This window comes from Cryobacterium sp. CAN_C2, from assembly GCF_015751745.1.
In the GTDB taxonomy this organism is placed as follows: Bacteria; Actinomycetota; Actinomycetes; order Actinomycetales; family Microbacteriaceae; genus Cryobacterium.
In genome coordinates this window covers 102,393-119,021 of record NZ_JADOUX010000007.1, presented here as the reverse complement: position 1 = coordinate 119,021, position 16,629 = coordinate 102,393, and the positions used below count along the sequence as shown (strand labels likewise).

General features: G+C 65.5%; 12 protein-coding genes. 6 read left to right on the top strand and 6 right to left on the bottom strand.

Annotation, left to right across the window (positions count from 1 at the left end):
* Positions 1-22 precede the first annotated feature (22 nt).
* Positions 23-1,399, top strand: coding sequence for a flavin monoamine oxidase family protein (locus tag IWX77_RS07950; RefSeq protein ID WP_196843976.1), 1,377 nt, complete (start codon positions 23-25; stop codon positions 1,397-1,399).
* A gap of 652 nt (positions 1,400-2,051) precedes the next feature.
* Here IWX77_RS07950 and IWX77_RS07945 read toward each other — a convergent pair.
* The 3 genes from IWX77_RS07945 to pepN form a co-directional block, all read right to left on the bottom strand.
* On the bottom strand, positions 2,052-2,459 hold the full coding sequence (locus IWX77_RS07945; protein WP_297413294.1) for a globin: 408 nt from the start codon (positions 2,457-2,459) through the stop codon (positions 2,052-2,054).
* A gap of 109 nt (positions 2,460-2,568) precedes the next feature.
* Complete coding sequence (locus IWX77_RS07940; RefSeq protein ID WP_196843975.1) at positions 2,569-3,684, bottom strand: mechanosensitive ion channel family protein; 1,116 nt, start codon at positions 3,682-3,684, stop codon at positions 2,569-2,571.
* 222 nt (positions 3,685-3,906) lie between these two features.
* A complete protein-coding gene (gene pepN, locus IWX77_RS07935; RefSeq protein ID WP_196843974.1) occupies positions 3,907-6,453 on the bottom strand; it encodes an aminopeptidase N in 2,547 nt (848 codons plus the stop codon).
* Between the two features lie 102 nt (positions 6,454-6,555).
* On the opposite strand from pepN, the gene IWX77_RS07930 reads away from it, so the two are divergent.
* Positions 6,556-7,590, top strand: coding sequence for a DUF2332 domain-containing protein (locus IWX77_RS07930; protein ID WP_196843973.1), 1,035 nt, complete (start codon positions 6,556-6,558; stop codon positions 7,588-7,590).
* Here IWX77_RS07930 and IWX77_RS07925 read toward each other — a convergent pair.
* The 3 genes from IWX77_RS07925 to IWX77_RS07915 all read right to left on the bottom strand — a co-directional run bounded on the left by IWX77_RS07925 (position 7,570) and on the right by IWX77_RS07915 (position 12,602).
* Complete coding sequence (locus IWX77_RS07925) at positions 7,570-9,009, bottom strand: AAA family ATPase (protein ID WP_196843972.1); 1,440 nt, start codon at positions 9,007-9,009, stop codon at positions 7,570-7,572. The genes IWX77_RS07930 and IWX77_RS07925 overlap by 21 nt on opposite strands.
* A 304-nt stretch (positions 9,010-9,313) precedes the next feature.
* Positions 9,314-10,927, bottom strand: coding sequence for an SDR family oxidoreductase (locus IWX77_RS07920; protein ID WP_196843971.1), 1,614 nt, complete (start codon positions 10,925-10,927; stop codon positions 9,314-9,316).
* A gap of 100 nt (positions 10,928-11,027) precedes the next feature.
* On the bottom strand, positions 11,028-12,602 hold the full coding sequence (locus tag IWX77_RS07915) for an MFS transporter (protein ID WP_196843970.1): 1,575 nt from the start codon (positions 12,600-12,602) through the stop codon (positions 11,028-11,030).
* A gap of 163 nt (positions 12,603-12,765) precedes the next feature.
* On the opposite strand from IWX77_RS07915, the gene IWX77_RS07910 reads away from it, so the two are divergent.
* The 4 genes from IWX77_RS07910 (at position 12,766) to IWX77_RS07895 (ending at position 16,557) form a co-directional block, all read left to right on the top strand.
* Entirely contained in the window at positions 12,766-13,383 is a 618-nt protein-coding gene (locus IWX77_RS07910; RefSeq protein ID WP_196843969.1) for a mycothiol-dependent nitroreductase Rv2466c family protein, read from the top strand.
* Between the two features lie 13 nt (positions 13,384-13,396).
* Positions 13,397-13,894, top strand: a complete 498-nt coding sequence (locus IWX77_RS07905) for a ribose-5-phosphate isomerase (protein WP_196843968.1) — start codon at positions 13,397-13,399, stop codon at positions 13,892-13,894.
* A 6-nt stretch (positions 13,895-13,900) separates the two neighbouring features.
* Complete coding sequence (locus tag IWX77_RS07900; RefSeq protein ID WP_196843967.1) at positions 13,901-14,902, top strand: Fpg/Nei family DNA glycosylase; 1,002 nt, start codon at positions 13,901-13,903, stop codon at positions 14,900-14,902.
* A 62-nt stretch (positions 14,903-14,964) separates the two neighbouring features.
* A complete protein-coding gene (locus IWX77_RS07895; RefSeq protein WP_196843966.1) occupies positions 14,965-16,557 on the top strand; it encodes a multicopper oxidase family protein in 1,593 nt (530 codons plus the stop codon).
* Positions 16,558-16,629: the final 72 nt, after the last annotated feature.

Below are 16,629 nucleotides of genomic sequence, written 5' to 3'. Positions count from 1 at the left end.
GCCAGACAATACAGGAGCAACCATGACCACGATCGATCGTGACGTCGTTATTATCGGCGCCGGGGCATCCGGTCTCACCGCCGCGACCACGCTGCAGAAAGCCGGCCTCAGCGTTGCCGTGCTCGAAGCCCGCGACCGCGTCGGCGGGCGCCTGTTGACCGACCGGATCGAGGGAGCCATGCTCGAGATCGGCGGCCAGTGGGTCTCGCCCGACCAGCACGCACTCAAAGGCACGCTGGCCGAGTTAGGCCTGGCCACCTATCCGCGCTACCGGGCCGGTCGAAACGTCTACATCAACAGTGCCGGCGTGGTCAGCCGGTTCGACGGAGACATCTTTCCGGTACCGGCCCGGACCGAGGCGCAGATCGTCGGCCTGATCGACAAACTCGACGCCCTCGTGGCTGAAATCAACCCGGATAGCCCGTGGGAGCATCCGCTCGCCAAAGAACTCGACGAGGTGTCATTCAGCCGCTGGCTCGAGAAGCAGACCGATGACCAGGAAGCTCGCGACAACATCGGCATGTTCATCGCTGGGGCCATGCTCACCAAGCCCGCCCACGCCTTCTCGGCGTTGCAAGCTCTGCTCATGGCTGCCAGTGCCGGGTCGTTCAGCAATCTCGTCGACGCAGATTTCATTCTCGACGAGCGTGTTGTCGGCGGGCTGGCGCAGGTGCCGCTGTTACTGGCCGAGAAACTCGGCGGCGACGTCTACCTCGCGCAGCCGGTGCGCAGCCTGGCCTGGAGCGACGGGGACGTCACGGTCGTCGCCGACGGCATGACGGTGACCGCCCGACACGCCATCGTGGCCGTTCCGCCGCCGCTGATCAGCCGTATCAGCTTCGTGCCAGCCTTGCCGCGACGCCAGCAACAGCTGCACCAGCACCTCTCGATGGGCTGTGTGATCAAGGTGCACGCCGTCTACGAGACACCGTTCTGGCGTGCCGACGACCTCTCGGGCACCGCGTTCAGCCCCTACGAGCTCATTCATGAGGCCTACGACAACACCAACTTCAACGACCCGCGCGGCACCCTCGTTGGTTTCGTCTCCGACGAAGAAGCGGATGCCGTCTTCGCGCTGAGCGCCGACGAGCGCAAGGCGCGTGTCCTCGAGTCACTGTCGCACTACTACGGCGAGCAGGCGCTGCACCCGGTTGTTTACTACGAAAGCGACTGGGGTTCCGAAGAATGGACCCGCGGCGCCTACGCGGCCAGCTTCGACATGGGCGGACTCGTTCGGTACGGTGCCGAACTACGCAGCCCCGTCGGCCCGATCTCCTTCTCGTGCAGCGACATTGCCGGCAAGGGATACCAGCACGTTGACGGCGCCATCCGGGTCGGGCAGGACGTTGCCGCGGCGATCATCGCCACACGCCAGCTGGTCGCCAGCCCGACCGTGTGAGGTCTCTGGTCGGCTGAATCGCAACCCGGGCGGGAGCGGATGCCCTCGCCCTCGGTGGCGCCGAGGGTCTCGACCGCACTGAGCCGCTTGACCGGGGCGTTGTTGCGCGAGCGCGCCCGCCGCCTGCGTGAGTGCCGTGTTCACCGCGGCGGGAAGTCCCAGCGGAAGGATGGCACTTGCAAACCCCACCGCGAAGAACCGAGCCTCATGAAAAGGCGGGTCGGCCTGCACCGCCACGACCAGCAGCAGCGCCACCGCGTCGTCGGCGATGTTGCGGGCCAGATAGCCCCTCTCGCGCTGCAACGGACTCACCGTGCCCGGTGCCGGGCCACCTCGAGGTTCAGTTCATCAGGCCGGTGCGCGATGGGCCATGACGCGCTGCAGCACCTTTGGTTCGGAGAACCGATAGTCGTCACCGGCCTCGATCGCGGCGGCAACAGGGTCAGGGCCGGAGTGAGGCAGTGCTCGGGGTGAGGCAGTGCTCGGGGCAGTCGAAGCAAGACGACCGTGATTGCCGTGTGGCGTGGTGCTCGTGTACGCGGATCCCGCGCGTCAGCTGGCCGCGTGTGCGAAGCGTGCCGCTCGAGGGCGAGCCTATCGAGAGCTGGTCACGATCAGGGGCGACCATGCGCCTGTGGTAACGCGGCGCGGTCTACTCCTGGAAGCTGTTCACCATCGCGAACGCGGCGCGCTCCAGATAATCCCAGAGAATGCCCTGCTGTAACGGCGGCAGATTGGCCGCGTCGACGGCAACGCGCATGTGGCCCAGCCACCGGTCGCGGGCATCCGGATTGACCTTGAACGGCACATGCCGCTGGCGCAGCCGCGGGTGACCGCGTTGCTCGCTGTAGGTCCCGGGGCCGCCCCAGAACTGTTCGAGGAACATGACCAGCCGGTGTTCGGCGGGGCCGAGGTCGTCTTCGGGGTACATCGGCTTCAATACCGGGTCCGTAGCCACGCCCACGTAGAAGTCGTGCACGAGCTTTTCAAAGAACGAAGTTCCGCCGACCTCGTCGAAGAACGTCGGCACTGCGGCAGTACCGTTCTCACCCTCGCGCAGGTGCACGGCGGCGGGGGCAGTCGGCTGGTCGGTGGGGTGTCGTTCAGAGGTCACGTGGGGCAGCTTTCTTCTGTGGGCTCGTTCTGTGGGTTCGTTCTGTGGGGCAGGGTCAGCCAATGCCGTCACCGCGAGTTTCGGGGTCGGGCGTCTTCATCGGAGCCGGAACGTTTTTGGCCTTGCGCGGCTTCCGCACCGAGACGGGGCCGGTGCGCACGCCGTCAACGACGTCGGGCACGGCGGCCGCGGCCCCTTCGGCCGCGTCGATGGCGCCCTCGGCCGGTTCAATGGCCGATCCGTCGATGGTGCCGTCGCCGGAGGTCATGACCACGCTGTTGAGAGGGGTAAGCGGCACGCCCATGCCATCGAGGGCCTTCTTCATGTGCAGGCGCAGATCGCGGGCAAAGTCCCACTTGGCCGAAACCCGGGTCTTGACCACGAGCCGGGTGACGAGGGCTTCGGCGCTGATCGACTCGAGGCCCCAGATTTCGGGCTTTTCGAGAATGAACGCGCGCCACTTGCGACTCGACGCGAGGGCTCTGGCCACGCGCAGAAGCTCGTCTTGCACGGCCTCGACGTCGGAGCTGTAGGGAATGGCGAGATCGATGATGACGCGGGCCCAGCCCTGCGACATGTTGCCGACTCGAAGAATCTCGCCGTTGCGAACGAACCAGAGTGTGCCGTCGATGTCGCGCACCTGGGTGATGCGAATGCCGACCGTTTCTACGATACCGGATGCGAATCCCACGTCGACAATGTCACCCACGCCGATCTGGTCTTCCACGACCATGAACAGGCCGTTGAGAATGTCCTTGACGATGTTCTGCGCACCGAAACCGAGGCCGGCACCGATTGCCGCCGTGAGCAGCGCGAAGGAGCCGAGAATGTCCTTGTTCAGTGTGGTGACGATCAGCAGCAGAGCAGTGATCAGAATAAACACGTTCACGATATTCGCCAGCACGGCGCCGAGGGTGCGCGAGCGCTGCACGACGCGCACCGCCGCCATCGGCGACACGTTCAGCGCCTGGGTGTCATCGACCTTCTGCGTCTTCTTGACGCCGGAGACGATCTGCTGCACGACCCGCCGAATGACGAATTGCAGAGCCCAGCGCAGGGCAAAGGCGATGACGATGATCGCCGCAACGGCAAAGATCTTTTCCCCATAGGCAGTCCACGGAATTTGAGCGAAGTAGGCACCGAGGTCGGTCCAGAAAGTTTTCCAGTTCATATCAGAACCAGTCTACCGAGGGGCTTCGGCGGCATCCGTGACGTGGCCTCGGCGCTGCTAGCCGGGCCCCGCTATGCGGCCGGCGCAACCCGATGCAGGCAGCACAGCAGCGACATCCTCTCGGTTTGCGTGGAGTTTGCTGTGAACGTCGGGGCGAAAGTGAAAACCCCGCGACCAGCCTATGGACGGTCGCGGGGTTCGCAGTCGTGCAGGACTGGCGAACTATTCGGCGTCGCGCGCCTGTACCTTGAGTGAACGTTCGACACCGGCCAGGTTCTCAACCACGAGGCGGCGCAGGGCGGCCGGCTCGGGGTTCGCATCGAGCCAGGCGCCGGTCGCGTCGGCGAGAGCCTGACTGTTCAGCGGTGCCGGGTAGAGGCCGATCACGAGCTTCTCGCCGATCGAGAAGCTGCGGGCAGCCCACACCGCCTGCAGCATGTCGAAGTAGGTCGCGACGAACGGCTCGAGCAGCCCCGAGTCGTTCACCCTCAGGAACCCGGCGGCCGTCGTGCGCACGATGGTCGTCGCGGCCGTATCGACGTCGATGAGCGACGACCAGGCGGCGAGCTTGCCCTCGGCGGTGGGCAGAGCTGCCCGGGCCAGGGCGGCCGACTGGGCGCCTGTGGCCGTGTTGTCGGCCGCGAGCGCTGCGTCGATCTCGGTCGCGTCAGCGTGGCCGCCGGCGACGAGGGCGGTGAGCAACTCCCAGGCGAGGTCGGTGTCGACCGTGAGTCCGTCAAGCATGGTGCTGCCCGAGCGCAGAGCGGCTACGTTGTCGAGCTGCGCCGAGGTGGCCGCGACGGAGGCAAAGAACTTCACGAACTGGAATTGGGCATCGCTACCGGCCGCCGCTCCCTGCGCTAGCGTCCACAGCGCGTCGGCGACCTCGGTCGTGACGGCGGTGCGGTGCGGTGCGGCCACGTAGTAGGTGGCGGTGAGCACGACCTGGCCGAGCACGGTGCGCAGCGTGGTCGACTCGGTTTCAGTGGCAACGTTCTTCAGCACCAGATGCACGAAGTCGCGCGCCGTGGTTTCGGCGTCGCGGGTGGAGTCCCAGACCGAACCCCAGACCAAGGCGCGGGCGAGCGGGCTTTCAATAGCAGCGAGGTGCTCGAGGGCGCAGGCCTGCGAGGCCGGGTCGAGGCGCACCTTGGCATAGCTGAGGTCGTCGTCGTTGAGCAGGATCAGGTCACCACGCGCGTGGCCGACGAGGGCGGGGACATCCGTTCGCGAACCGTCGACGTCGAGCTCGACCCGGTGCGTGCGCACGAGTTTGTGTGCATCGTTGAAGGTGTAGAAGCCGATCGCGAGGCGGTGCGGGCGAATGGTGGGATAGTCGGCCGCTGCGGTCTGCAGTACCGTGAAGCCGGTGATGATGCCGGCGTCGTCGACAGCGATCTCGGGGCTGAGGGTGTTGACGCCCGCGGTTTCCAGCCAGAGCTGGGCCCAGCCGCTGAGGTCTCGACCGCTGGCCAGTTCCAGCTCGACGAGCAGGTCGCGCAGTTCGGTGTTGCCCCACTGGTGCTTCTGAAAATACGAGCCGACGCCGGTGAAGAACGCCTCGATGCCCACCCAAGCGGCGAGCTGCTTGAGCACCGACCCACCCTTGGCGTACGTGATGCCGTCAAAGTTGACGAGCACGTCGTCGAGGTCGCGGATAGTGGCGACGACCGGGTGGGTCGACGGCAGCTGGTCCTGCTTGTAGGCCCAGCTCTTCTCCATCACGGCGAAGGTGGTCCACGCCTCGTGCCACTCGGTGGCCTCAGCGGTGGCGATGGTCGACGCCCACTCGGCAAAGCTCTCGTTGAGCCAGAGGTCGTTCCACCAGGTCATGGTGACCAGGTCACCGAACCACATATGGGCAAGCTCGTGCAGAATCGTGACGACGCGGCGTTCCTTGATGGCGTCGGTCACCTTGGAGCGAAAGATGTACGTTTCGGTGAAAGTGACCGCGCCGGCGTTCTCCATCGCTCCGGCGTTGAACTCCGGCACGAACAGCTGGTCGTACTTGTCGAACGGGTAGGCGTAGCCGAATTTCTCCTCGTAGTAGGCGAAGCCCTGGCGGGTCTTCTCGAGGATGTAGTCGGCGTCGAGGTATTCGCTGAGGCTCTTGCGGCTGAACACACCGAGCGGAATGGTGCGTCCGTCACTCGACGTGAGTGAGCTGCGCACGACGGCGTAGGGACCAGCGATAAGCGCGGTGATGTAGCTCGAGATGGTGTGCGTCGGCTCGAACGCCCAGGTACTGGCACCGTTGCCGGCATCGGTCGGTTCGGGGGTGGTGGAGTTGGAGATGACCTGCCACGCGCTCGGCGCCGTGACGGTGAAGGAGAATTTAGCCTTGAGGTCGGGCTGCTCGAACACGGCGAAGACCCGGCGGGAGTCCGGCACCTCGAACTGGCTGTACAGGTAGACCTCGTTGTCGACCGGGTCGACGAAGCGGTGCAGGCCCTCTCCAGTGTTGGTGTACAGCGCGTCGGCGACGACGACGAGCTCGTTTTCGGTCTTCAGACCGTCAAGCGCAATACGGATGCCGTCACTCACGACGGCCGGGTCGAGCGCGGCACCGTTGAGGGTCACCGAGTGAACCTGCGCCGTGATGGCGTCGATGAAGGTCGAGGCGCCTGGGGTGGCGGTGAAGCTGACCGTGGTCGTGCTGCCAAACGTGGTGGGACCGGTGGTGAGGTCGAGCACAACGTTGTAGCTCGCTACGGTTACGAGCGCTGCGCGCTCCGCCGCTTCAATGCGGGTGAGGTTTTCTCCAGGCAACAGGTTCTCCAATTCGATTCACGATTCGATTCGCGATTGTGAAGCTCTGGCACTCGTGGAGCCATCGCACCTCGCAAGCCTAACCATGATTACGATGTGCACATGAGAGAGAGCACCGATCCGCTGGTCGCCACCAGCGCGCGCTACCGGGCCTTCGCCGAGGTCGAAGCCCGCGGCTTGAGCGCCTGCTACGAACGGTGGGCCGTTGGCATTGCGGACGACCCCCAGCTCGTGTCATTGATAGACGAGCTGCCCGCGGCCAAGCGGCAGCCGAACCTGATGTTCAGCGCGGCCCGGTTTCACGGGGCGCCGGTGGGGGAGTATGCACCGTTCGCCGCGTGGCTGCCGAAACACTGGGCCGACGTCGCCGCGACGTGCCTGACCCACGCGACGCAGACCAACGAGCCCGGTCGCTGCGCCGTGCTGCTGCCGGCTCTGGCGGCGCTCGCCGGACCGCTTGCGCTCATCGAGGTGGGGGCATCCGCTGGTCTCTGCCTGCATCCCGACCGGTACAGCTACCGGTATCGGTTCGCCGACAGTGACAGTGACAGTGGCAGTGGCAGTGGCAGTGGCGGCGGCGACGAGCGGATGCTGCATCCTGTCGATGGTCCCAGCCCGGTGCTGCTCGACTGTGTGGTCAGCGGCCCCGTGCCACTACCCGAACGGATGCCCGACATCGTCTGGCGCGCCGGCATCGACCTCAACCCGCTCGACGTGCACAGTGACGCGGACGTGGCGTGGCTCGAGGCGCTCATCTGGCCGGAGCACGACGATCGGCGGTCCCGGCTGCGGGCCGCAGTTGCGGTGGCCCGGCAGCACCCGGTCGAGATCGTGCGCGGTGATCTCAACGACGAGATCGAGGCGCTCGTGGCTCGGGCTCCGGCTGAGGCGACCGTCGTCGTATTCCACACCGCCGTGCTTGCCTACCTGAACGAGACAGACCGTAATCGGTTCGCCGGGCAGATGACGCGGTTGCCGGTGCGCTGGCTCTCGAACGAGGGATACAGCGTGGTGCCGGGGGTAGCGGAGCGACTCACGGCGACGCCGGCGGAGTCATCCGCTTTCATTCTGGCGCAGGGCAGTGAGCCGATCGCCTTCACCCAGCCGCACGGCCGGTCACTGCACTGGATTCGGTGACACGTCGGCGTCGAACGGGGCATCGTGCGGCTGCCAACGCGGGGTATCGCCGCTGCTCGTGCCGAGGAGTCGTCGGGTGAGGTCTTCTCCCGCCGACAACAGGTCGTCGAGGGCGATCTGCAGGTCGTCATCGTCGACGGTTTCGGCGCGGAGGGCCGCGCGCAGCACGGCACGGCGAATGAGCTCCTTCGCGAAGGAACCGGTCACGCCCTCCGAGCGGAGGGCGGCCGCGTCGAGGGCTGCCGGGCTGAACGGCAGCCCGGAAGCGTAGCGGCGAAACAGCCGCTCGCGCTCCGCGAGCTCGGGTAACGGCACTTCAACGGCGAGGTCGACCCGGCCTGGACGTTCGGCGAGGGCCCGCTCGAGTACCTCGACCCGGTTGGTGGTCATGACGAAGGCCACATCGGCGTCGCCGTCGAGTCCGTCGAGGGCGTCGAGCACCTCAAACAGCAGCGGTTGCGGAGTCGCGTTGCGCTGCATCGCGACGAGGTCGATGTCCTCCAGAACGACAATTGACGGCGCGAAGGTGCGCGCGATCTCGGCGGCCGCAGCGATGTGCACGATGCTGGCCCCGGTAAGCAGCACGGCCGTGATACCCGGTGTTTCGCTCAGCAGATGGCGCACCGTGAGGGTTTTACCGGTGCCGGGAGGTCCGTAAAGCAGTACACCGCGCTTGAGGTGCTGCCCGGCGGCGAGCAGCGCGAGGCGTTGTTCACCGATTCCGATGACGTGGTCGGCGATGGTGCCGAGGATTCCCTCCGGCAGCACGATGGCCGCTGGCGGTACGACGGGCCGTTCCAAAAATGTGATTCCGGCCCCGGCCCCGTATTCGGTTTGCACGAACGACAGCACCTGACCGCGCAGCACGCTGTGCTCGATCATGAGCTTCCGCAGGTGCTCGAGAAAGTCCGTGACCATCTGCGGTGACACCGCCATGATTTCGAGTTCGGCGGAGTATCGCCCGAATTGCGGGTTCGCGGCGCGTTGCAGCACAGCGATCGGCTGGTCATGGAAACGGATGAGCCGGAGTCCGAACGAGACCACCTGACGGGTCGACGTCGCACCGGTCGCGCGAGCGGAGTAGTCCACCGGACCGGGACCAAAGCCCTGAAACGGGCTCGCCACCAGCTCGGACAGTGTCGAGTGAAACCGCTGCTGCCCACCGGACACCCCGAGGAGATTGGCCGGATCCGAATCGGTCAGGGTGGTCAGGGCAATGTCGGCGTCAACGAGGCGATGATCGGCCAGAGACTCCGACACGACCGGCAGGGTCGACGCGTCCCTACCGAGGTGCGCGGTGACCACCTCGCCGAGGGGCGACAGGCCCGGCCGGCCCCGGTCATCCGCTGCACTGACCACACGGTCCATGAAGGACTTGAAGGCCCGAACAACGTCTCGATCGAAGGTGTCCTCGGTCATATCGTGCTCCTCTCGAACCTGACAGCCCGTAATGATTGTCACGCCCATGTTAGAGGCGAACCGGTGGGCCTCGCCGATGCCGAAGAAGATGGTGCTCACCGTAATTTCAACCGCGGCGTAGCCCCCCGGAGCCGAGATAACACAGCCGTATCGTCGCACCCGATAGCCGCATCTTTAAATCCCTGACCTCTGGTTTCCTCGGCATCACCGTGAGCCAGGCGTCGGCTCGATGCCGGGTGGCGCTGTCGGAAACTGCACGCGCGCCCGAGAGATGCTGGCGCGCGAGCTGCAGGGCGACGACGCGCTACCAGGCTCCGGGCTTGTAATCCTTGAGAAACACGCCGTAGAGATCTTCGCCGGCCTCACCGCGCACGATCGGGTCGTACACGCGGGCGGCACCGTCGACCAGGTCGAGCGGGGCGTGAAAGCCCTCCTCGGCCAGACGCACCTTGGTCGGGTGCGGGCGTTCGTCGGTGATCCAGCCGGTGTCGACGCTGGTCATAAGAATGCCGTCGTCGAGCATCTCCTTCGCGCTGGTGCGGGTGAGCATGTTGAGTGCGGCTTTGGCCATGTTGGTGTGCGGGTGGCCCGGCCCCTTATAACCACGACCGAACACCCCTTCCATCGCCGACACGTTCACGATGTAGGTGCGCCGGGCAGCGGATGCCGTGAGCGAGGACCGCAGACGGCTCACCAGCAGAAATGGCGCGGTCGTGTTGCACAGCTGCACTTCGAGCATCTCGAGCGGGTCGATGTCTTCGACGTTGGCGGTCCAGCTGTTCACCTCGTGCAGGTCGGGCACGAGGCCGCCGGCGTCGATGGCGGTGCCGGCGGCGAGGCGTTCGAGCGACGAGGAGCCGGCGGTGAGGGCCAACCGGGTGAGGTCATCCGCTGTGAGGGCGCCGGCGCCGGATGCAGCCGCGAGCAGCGGGTGACCACTGACCGACGCGGCGAGAGCGAGCGGATGCGCATCGTTGGTGTGCCCGAACGATACGATCTCGGGCAGCGGTCCATCGGGCAGCGGCGAATCCTCTGCCTCGACGAGGGGGGAGTAGGACCCGCGCGAGCGGCGCACGGTCTGGGCGGCGTTGTTGATGAGAATATCCAGTGGGCCCTGGGCGGCGACCGAGTCGGCGAGGGCGATCACCTGAGCCGGGTCGCGCAGGTCGATACCGACGATGCGCAGACGGTGCAGCCAACCCTTGGAATCCGGCATGGCGGCGAAGCGGCGCACCGCATCACGCGGAAACCGGGTCGTGACGGTGGTGTGGGCGCCGTCGCGCAGTAGGCGCAGGGCGATGTACATGCCGATCTTGGCACGGCCGCCGGTGAGCAGTGCACGCTTGCCGCTGAGGTCCGTTCGGGCATCTCGTTTGGCGTGGCTCGACAAGGCGCAGCTGGGGCATAGCTGGTGGTAGAACGCGTCGACCACGGTGTACTTCTGCTTGCAGATATAGCAGGCGCGCGGAACGAGCAACTCGCCGGCCGTCGCCGCGTTCGTGCCGAGGGAGAGCTGGGCGCCGCGGGTCTCGTCGTCGATGCGGGTGGGAGCACCGGTGGCCGTGGCGGCGATGACGCTGCGATCGGCGTCGGCGATCACCGCGCGCTTCTCGATGCGGCGCACCATTTTGACCGACTTGAACATCTTGGCGGTGGCCTGGCGCACGGTGACGAAGTCGGCGTTGTCCGGGTCGATGTCGCTGAGGGACGCGAGCACCCGCAGGGTGACCTCGAGGTCGTGCGGGTCAATACCGGCAAATTCGGCTGCTGGCGCGCTCAACTCCGCAGCGCCTGAATCGACCGCAGCGCCTGACTCGACCGCAGCGCCTGACTCGACAGCGTCTGACTCGACAGCGGTGGGCGCAGTGCTCGTGGGCGCCGCACCGATGGGCGCCGTACTGATTGGTGCAGTGGTCATCCGAGAATTCTACGTCGGGCGACTGGGAGCATCCGTTTGACGTGTACGCAGCGGGCGTGCGTGACCGGGAGCCGGCGACGCACGCCCGCGAACACGAATACTAGTGCTCGGCCGGCTCTCGAATCGGAATGGCGTTCGTCGGCGGCTCGTAGGTGTGATCGAACGGCATTTTGTCGGTGTCGAGCAGGGGGTTGTCGTCCTGCGTCTTGACCAGTTCGTGCGCTTCTTCCTCGGTGTTCACGCTCGGCATGGAGCCCGGCAGTGGTCGGTTGGCCGATTCCCGTAGAAAGAAGATGGCGATCGCCCCGATGAACGAGGTGCCCATCAGGTAGAACGCCGGCATCATGTCGTTGCCGGTGCCCGCGATGAGCGCTGCGATGATGAACGGCGTGGTCCCGCCGAAGATGGCCACGGCAAAGTTGTACGAGATGCCCATGGCACCATAACGGCTCGCCGTCGGGAACAGGGCCGGCAGGGCGGAGGCAAGGTTGGAGACGTAGAACGTGACCGGGAACGCGATGAGCGCCAAGCCGAGCAGGGTCGACCAGACCGCGCCGACGCCGATGAGCAGGAATGCCGGGTACGACAACAGGACGGTGCTGATGGCTCCGATCCAGAGCACGGGGCGACGCCCGATGCGGTCCGACAGACGGCCGGCCAGCGGAATGCACAGCGCCATCACCACGAGAATCGGAATCGTCAATGCCGTGCCGTGCAGCTCGTCATAGCCCTTGTTCTCGGTGAGGTAGGTGGGCATATACGACGTCAGCGCGTAACCGACGGTGTTCGCGGCCGCGACGAGGATCATGGCGATGACGATGTTGCGCCAGTGCGCCTTGAAGACGGCAATCGGACTCTTCGAGGTCTCGGCTGTGCCTCCAGCGGGGTTCTTCTGCGCTTTCTCCTGGGCATCAAGGGTGGCCTGGAATGCGGGAGACTCGTCAATCTTCATGCGGAAGTAGATGGCGACCAGGCCGAGCGGCCCGGCAATGAGGAACGGGAGGCGCCAACCCCACTCCTGCATGATGTTCTGACCGAGCGTGAGCTGCAGCACCGAGACGAGCGAGGCGCCGATGGCAAAACCGAGGTAGCTGCCCATGTCGAGAAAACTCGCGAAGAAGCCGCGCTGTTTGTCGGGAGCATGCTCGCTGACGAAGGTCGTAGCACCGGCGTACTCGCCACCGGTCGAGAAGCCCTGGACGAGCTTGACGAACACCAGCAGCACCGCCGCCCAGATGCCGATCTGTGCGTAGCCGGGCAGCACCCCGACGGCGAAGGTCGAGGCGGCCATCAGAATCAGCGTGGTCGCGAGCACCTTCTGGCGGCCGATCCGGTCGCCCAGCCACCCGAAGAACACGCCGCCGAGGGGACGGGCGAAGAAGGTCGCGGCGAAGGTGCCGAGGAGGAAGAGTGTTTGGACGGATGCGTCCGCCTCCGGCAGAAAGACCGGACCCATGGTGGTGATGAGGTATCCGAAGATACCCACGTCGTACCATTCCATGGTGTTTCCCACGATGGTGCCGCCGAGGGCGCGCTTCATGATGGGTTTGTCGACGACGTTGACGTCGGATACGGCGATTTGGCGGCGACGGAGAGCTTTTGTGGGCTTGAGCCGGGCGGCCGCGGCGCTCATTGCGCCCGAATTCGTCTTGGGCGTGCTTCGGTCAAATGGCATGTTAAATTCTCCCGTGGAGATATTGTGCGTGCAAAGACAAAGCTGTACTGCGTGGTGCAGATTTTTTTGAACCTCCTTATAATACCCCCACACGGGGGGCATTGCCCTAATGGCAATCCTCAGAGTCGGGAATGACTCAGGCAGTTCTGCTTAGGCTGGTGGCATGACTGATTCCGTTGACTTCTGGTTTGACCCCTCCTGCCCTTGGGCCTGGATGACTTCGCGGTGGGTTGACGAGGTCGCCCACCTGCGTGATTTCGAGGTGACCTGGCACGTGATGAGCCTCGCGGTTCTCAATGAAGACCAGGAGGTGAGCGAGGAGTACGCGGCGTTCTTTCCGCGGGCGCTCAGGTACACTCGCCTCGTTGCTGCCGCCGGCGCATTGCACGGCCAGCCGATGATCAAGGCGCTCTACGACGCGCTTGGTACGCAAATTCACCCCGGCGGCAACAGCAATCCCGACGAAGTCATTCCGGCTGCGCTCGCCGAGGTTGGCCTGCCCGCCGGCTTTGCAGCCTTCGCCGACAGCGACGAATACGACCTGGAGATGCGGACCAGCCACTTCGACGGCATCAACCGCGTCGGCCAGGACGTCGGCACCCCGGTGATCGCGGTCAACGGTGTCGCCTTCTTCGGCCCCGTTATCTCTCCAGCACCGATGGGTGACGCTGCTCTTTCTCTGTGGGACGGCGTCGTGGCGCTCGCCAGTTACGACGGATTCTTCGAGCTCAAGCGCAGCCGCACCCGCGAACCCATTTTTCACAGCGGCGGTCAGCACTAAATAGACTGCTCACATGCGCATCCACATCGCCACGGACCATGCCGGACTCGACCTCAGCCACCACCTGATCGCGCACCTGCGTGCGGCCGGCCACGACGTCATCGACCACGGACCACAGGCCTACGATGCCCTCGACGACTATCCGGCCTTCTGCATCAACGCCGCACAGGCCACCGTTGACGACCGTGAGAGCGGCATCGAAGCGCTCGGCGTCGTGTTCGGCGGTTCGGGCAATGGAGAACAGATGGCGGCCAACAAGGTAGCCGGCGCCCGCGCAGCCCTGGTCTGGAACCTCAGCACAGCACGGCTCGCCCGCGAACACAACGACGCCAACGTCATCTCGATCGGCGCTCGCGAGCACACGATCGCGGAAGCCACCGGGTTCATCGACGCGTTCATTGCCGAGCCGTTCAGTGACGGGGAGCGCCACGCGCGTCGCATCCGTCAGCTCGGCGAATACGAGCGAACCGGAACGATCGCCGGAAAAGGCGTGAACGTCGACGGCAGGTGAGCTGAGGTGCCAGAGGGTCATTCCGTCCACCGCATTACCCGGCAATTTCAACGTAACTTCGTCGGTCGCCGGGTCGCCGTCTCCTCCCCGCAGGGTCGATTTGTGGCCGGTGCAGCGCAGCTCAACGAGCACACGATAACGGATGCCCGCGCCGTCGGAAAGCAAATGTTTCTGGAGTTTGACCACGGACTGTGGTTGCGCATCCACTTGGGAATGTACGGCGCGTGGGATTTCACCGGCGAGATTCTGATGGATGCCACTATGGCCTCGGCCAACGGCCGGATGGGCCAGACCAATCAGCACGGCACCGACCTCGCTGCAGAAGCTGCAGCCCCGACCTTCGACGCGGGCGGCGAAAATTCAATCTTCAGCATCGGAGCGCCACGCCGCACCCGGGTGCGCATGTCGGAGCAGGAAAAGGAGGTCGACCTCGCCGACACCTTTCCGCCCGAGCCGGTCGGCCAGGTGCGGGTTCGCCTGCTGACAGGCACGGTGTGCGCCGACCTGCGCGGACCGACCGCGTGTGAGGTGCTCGACCCGGCCCAGGTCGAAGCGGTCATCGGCAAGCTCGGACCCGACCCGGAGCTGGGCAACACCCCCGAAGCCGAGGAACGCTTCGTGAGCGTTGTGCGCACGAAGCCCACGCCGATTGGCCGGTTGCTGATGGACCAGAGCGTGGTCAGCGGCATCGGCAACGTCTACCGTGCCGAGATGCTCTTTCGTGCCGGTCTGAACCCGCACACCCCCGGCAAGTCGCTGAGTAACGAGACCGTGCGGGCGCTCTGGCAGGACTGGGCACACCTCTTGCACATCGGCGTCGCGACCGGCCAGATGATGACGATGGACAAGCTTGAGGGTGCCGGATACCGGCTCGCCATGAAGAATCGCGCTGACCGGCACTGGGTCTACAAGCGGGAAGGCCTGCCCTGCCGGGCCTGCGGCACCCATATCGTGCTCGAAGAGATGGCGGCCCGCAAACTGTACTGGTGCCCGCGGTGCCAGGCCTGACCTCGCCCAGGCTCCACGGCTCCGTGGTGTGAGTGCGTCGGGCAAGCTGCGAAAATAAGCTCATGATCTTTCGTCGATTTACCCGGCCGCGCCGTCGTGTTGCCACCCTGATTAGCGGTGCCGTGGTCGGCGCGGTCGTACTCGCCGTGGGCCTGACCGCCTGCTCAAGCGACAACGGCGCCGGCGTCATCGACACCGTCGGCACGATTGACTTCGTGAACCCGCTCGCAATCCCGCCGCTTGCCGAGTCAACCGTCACTGACGACGGTGAGCGCGTCTTCGATCTCACGGCCCAGGCCGGAACGACCGAGTTCATGCCGGGAGTAGTCACCGACACCTGGGGGTACAACGGCAGTTATCTCGGCCCGACCCTCGTTGCCGAGCGCGGCGAGAACGTGCGCATCAACGTCAAGAACCACCTCGATGAGGCCACGACCGTGCACTGGCACGGCATGAACCTGCCCGCCGAAATGGATGGCGGCCCGCACCAGATGGTCGAGCCGGGCGCAGAGTGGAGCCCGAACTTCTCGATCGACCAGCCCGCATCGACGCTCTGGTACCACCCGCACCCCGCCGGAAAGACCGAGCACCAGGTCGAAATGGGCCTGGCTGGTCTGTTCCTGGTGCAGGATGCCGCTGAGGCGGCGCTCACCCTGCCCCGCAGTTATGGCGTCGATGACATTCCCGTGATGTTGCAGGACCGTCGCTTCGATGCGAACGGTCAGTTCGTCACCGACGTGCGCGGCTACATCGGCCCGATCGGCGACCAGCTGCTCGTCAACGGTACCCGCGCGCCGTACCTCGACGTGACAACCGAGGTGGTGCGCCTTCGCCTCGTCAACGGGTCGACGGCGCGCATGTATGACTTCGGGTTCAGCGACGGCCGGTCGTTTGACCTGATCGGAACCGACGGGGGACTGCTGAACGAGGCGGCAGCGATGGAGGGCATCCGCTTGTCACCGGGGGAGCGCGCCGAAGTGCTCGTGCGGCTGGTGCCGGGCGAGACCGTGAACCTGCAGTCCACCCCACCCGACCTTGGCACCTCGGCCGGAGCCGCAACCCGCAACGCCGGCGATGACACGCTCGACGTGATGGAGCTGCGCGCGGCCGACACGCTCAGCAGCATCGGCGCCGTGTCCACGAAACTGGCGAGCATCGAACCGCTCAAGAAAACGGATGCTTCCGCCGACCGTTCCTTCACCCTCAACGGATATACCATCAACAACCGGTTGATGGACATGGCGCGCATCGACGAGACCGTCGAGGCCGGTGCGACCGAAGTGTGGACCGTCGACAACGCCATGCCGTTACCGCACAACTTCCACGTACACGCCGTGCAGTTTCAGGTGCTCCGGGTGGGTACCGAGTCTCCGCCACCCGAGCTCTCGGGCTGGAAAGACACGATCTACCTTGAGCCCGGCGTGCGTTACGAACTGATCATGCAGTTCGCGGAATATACCGATCCCAACTTTCCCTATATGTTCCACTGCCACATGCTCGCGCACGAGGACGCGGGAATGATGGGCCAGTTCGTTGTGGTCAAGCCCGGCGACCAGGCCGGCACTCCGCCGACCGCGCACGACGCCGTCAGGTCGGAATCAAACTTGGCCGTCGGCAGTGGGCCACGGCTGCTCGCTCCGACCCACGGCCATTGAGTTTGTTCGCAGCAGCTGACGTGGGGCCGTTAGAAGGGGAAAGCCGCGGGCTCTCGGCCGACGACTTTCGTT

What these genes read in the sequence shown, in the direction of transcription:
- IWX77_RS07910 (WP_196843969.1), top strand. Translation starts at nt 12,766, where the DNA reads ATGACTGATTCCGTTGACTTCTGGTTTGACCCCTCCTGCCCTTGGGCC.
- IWX77_RS07930 (WP_196843973.1), top strand. Translation starts at nt 6,556, where the DNA reads ATGAGAGAGAGCACCGATCCGCTGGTCGCCACCAGCGCGCGCTACCGG.
- IWX77_RS07940 (WP_196843975.1), bottom strand. Translation starts at nt 3,684, where the DNA reads ATGAACTGGAAAACTTTCTGGACCGACCTCGGTGCCTACTTCGCTCAA.
- IWX77_RS07905 (WP_196843968.1), top strand. Translation starts at nt 13,397, where the DNA reads ATGCGCATCCACATCGCCACGGACCATGCCGGACTCGACCTCAGCCAC.
- IWX77_RS07950 (WP_196843976.1), top strand. Translation starts at nt 23, where the DNA reads ATGACCACGATCGATCGTGACGTCGTTATTATCGGCGCCGGGGCATCC.
- IWX77_RS07895 (WP_196843966.1), top strand. Translation starts at nt 14,965, where the DNA reads ATGATCTTTCGTCGATTTACCCGGCCGCGCCGTCGTGTTGCCACCCTG.
- IWX77_RS07920 (WP_196843971.1), bottom strand. Translation starts at nt 10,927, where the DNA reads ATGACCACTGCACCAATCAGTACGGCGCCCATCGGTGCGGCGCCCACG.
- IWX77_RS07925 (WP_196843972.1), bottom strand. Translation starts at nt 9,009, where the DNA reads ATGACCGAGGACACCTTCGATCGAGACGTTGTTCGGGCCTTCAAGTCC.
- IWX77_RS07915 (WP_196843970.1), bottom strand. Translation starts at nt 12,602, where the DNA reads ATGCCATTTGACCGAAGCACGCCCAAGACGAATTCGGGCGCAATGAGC.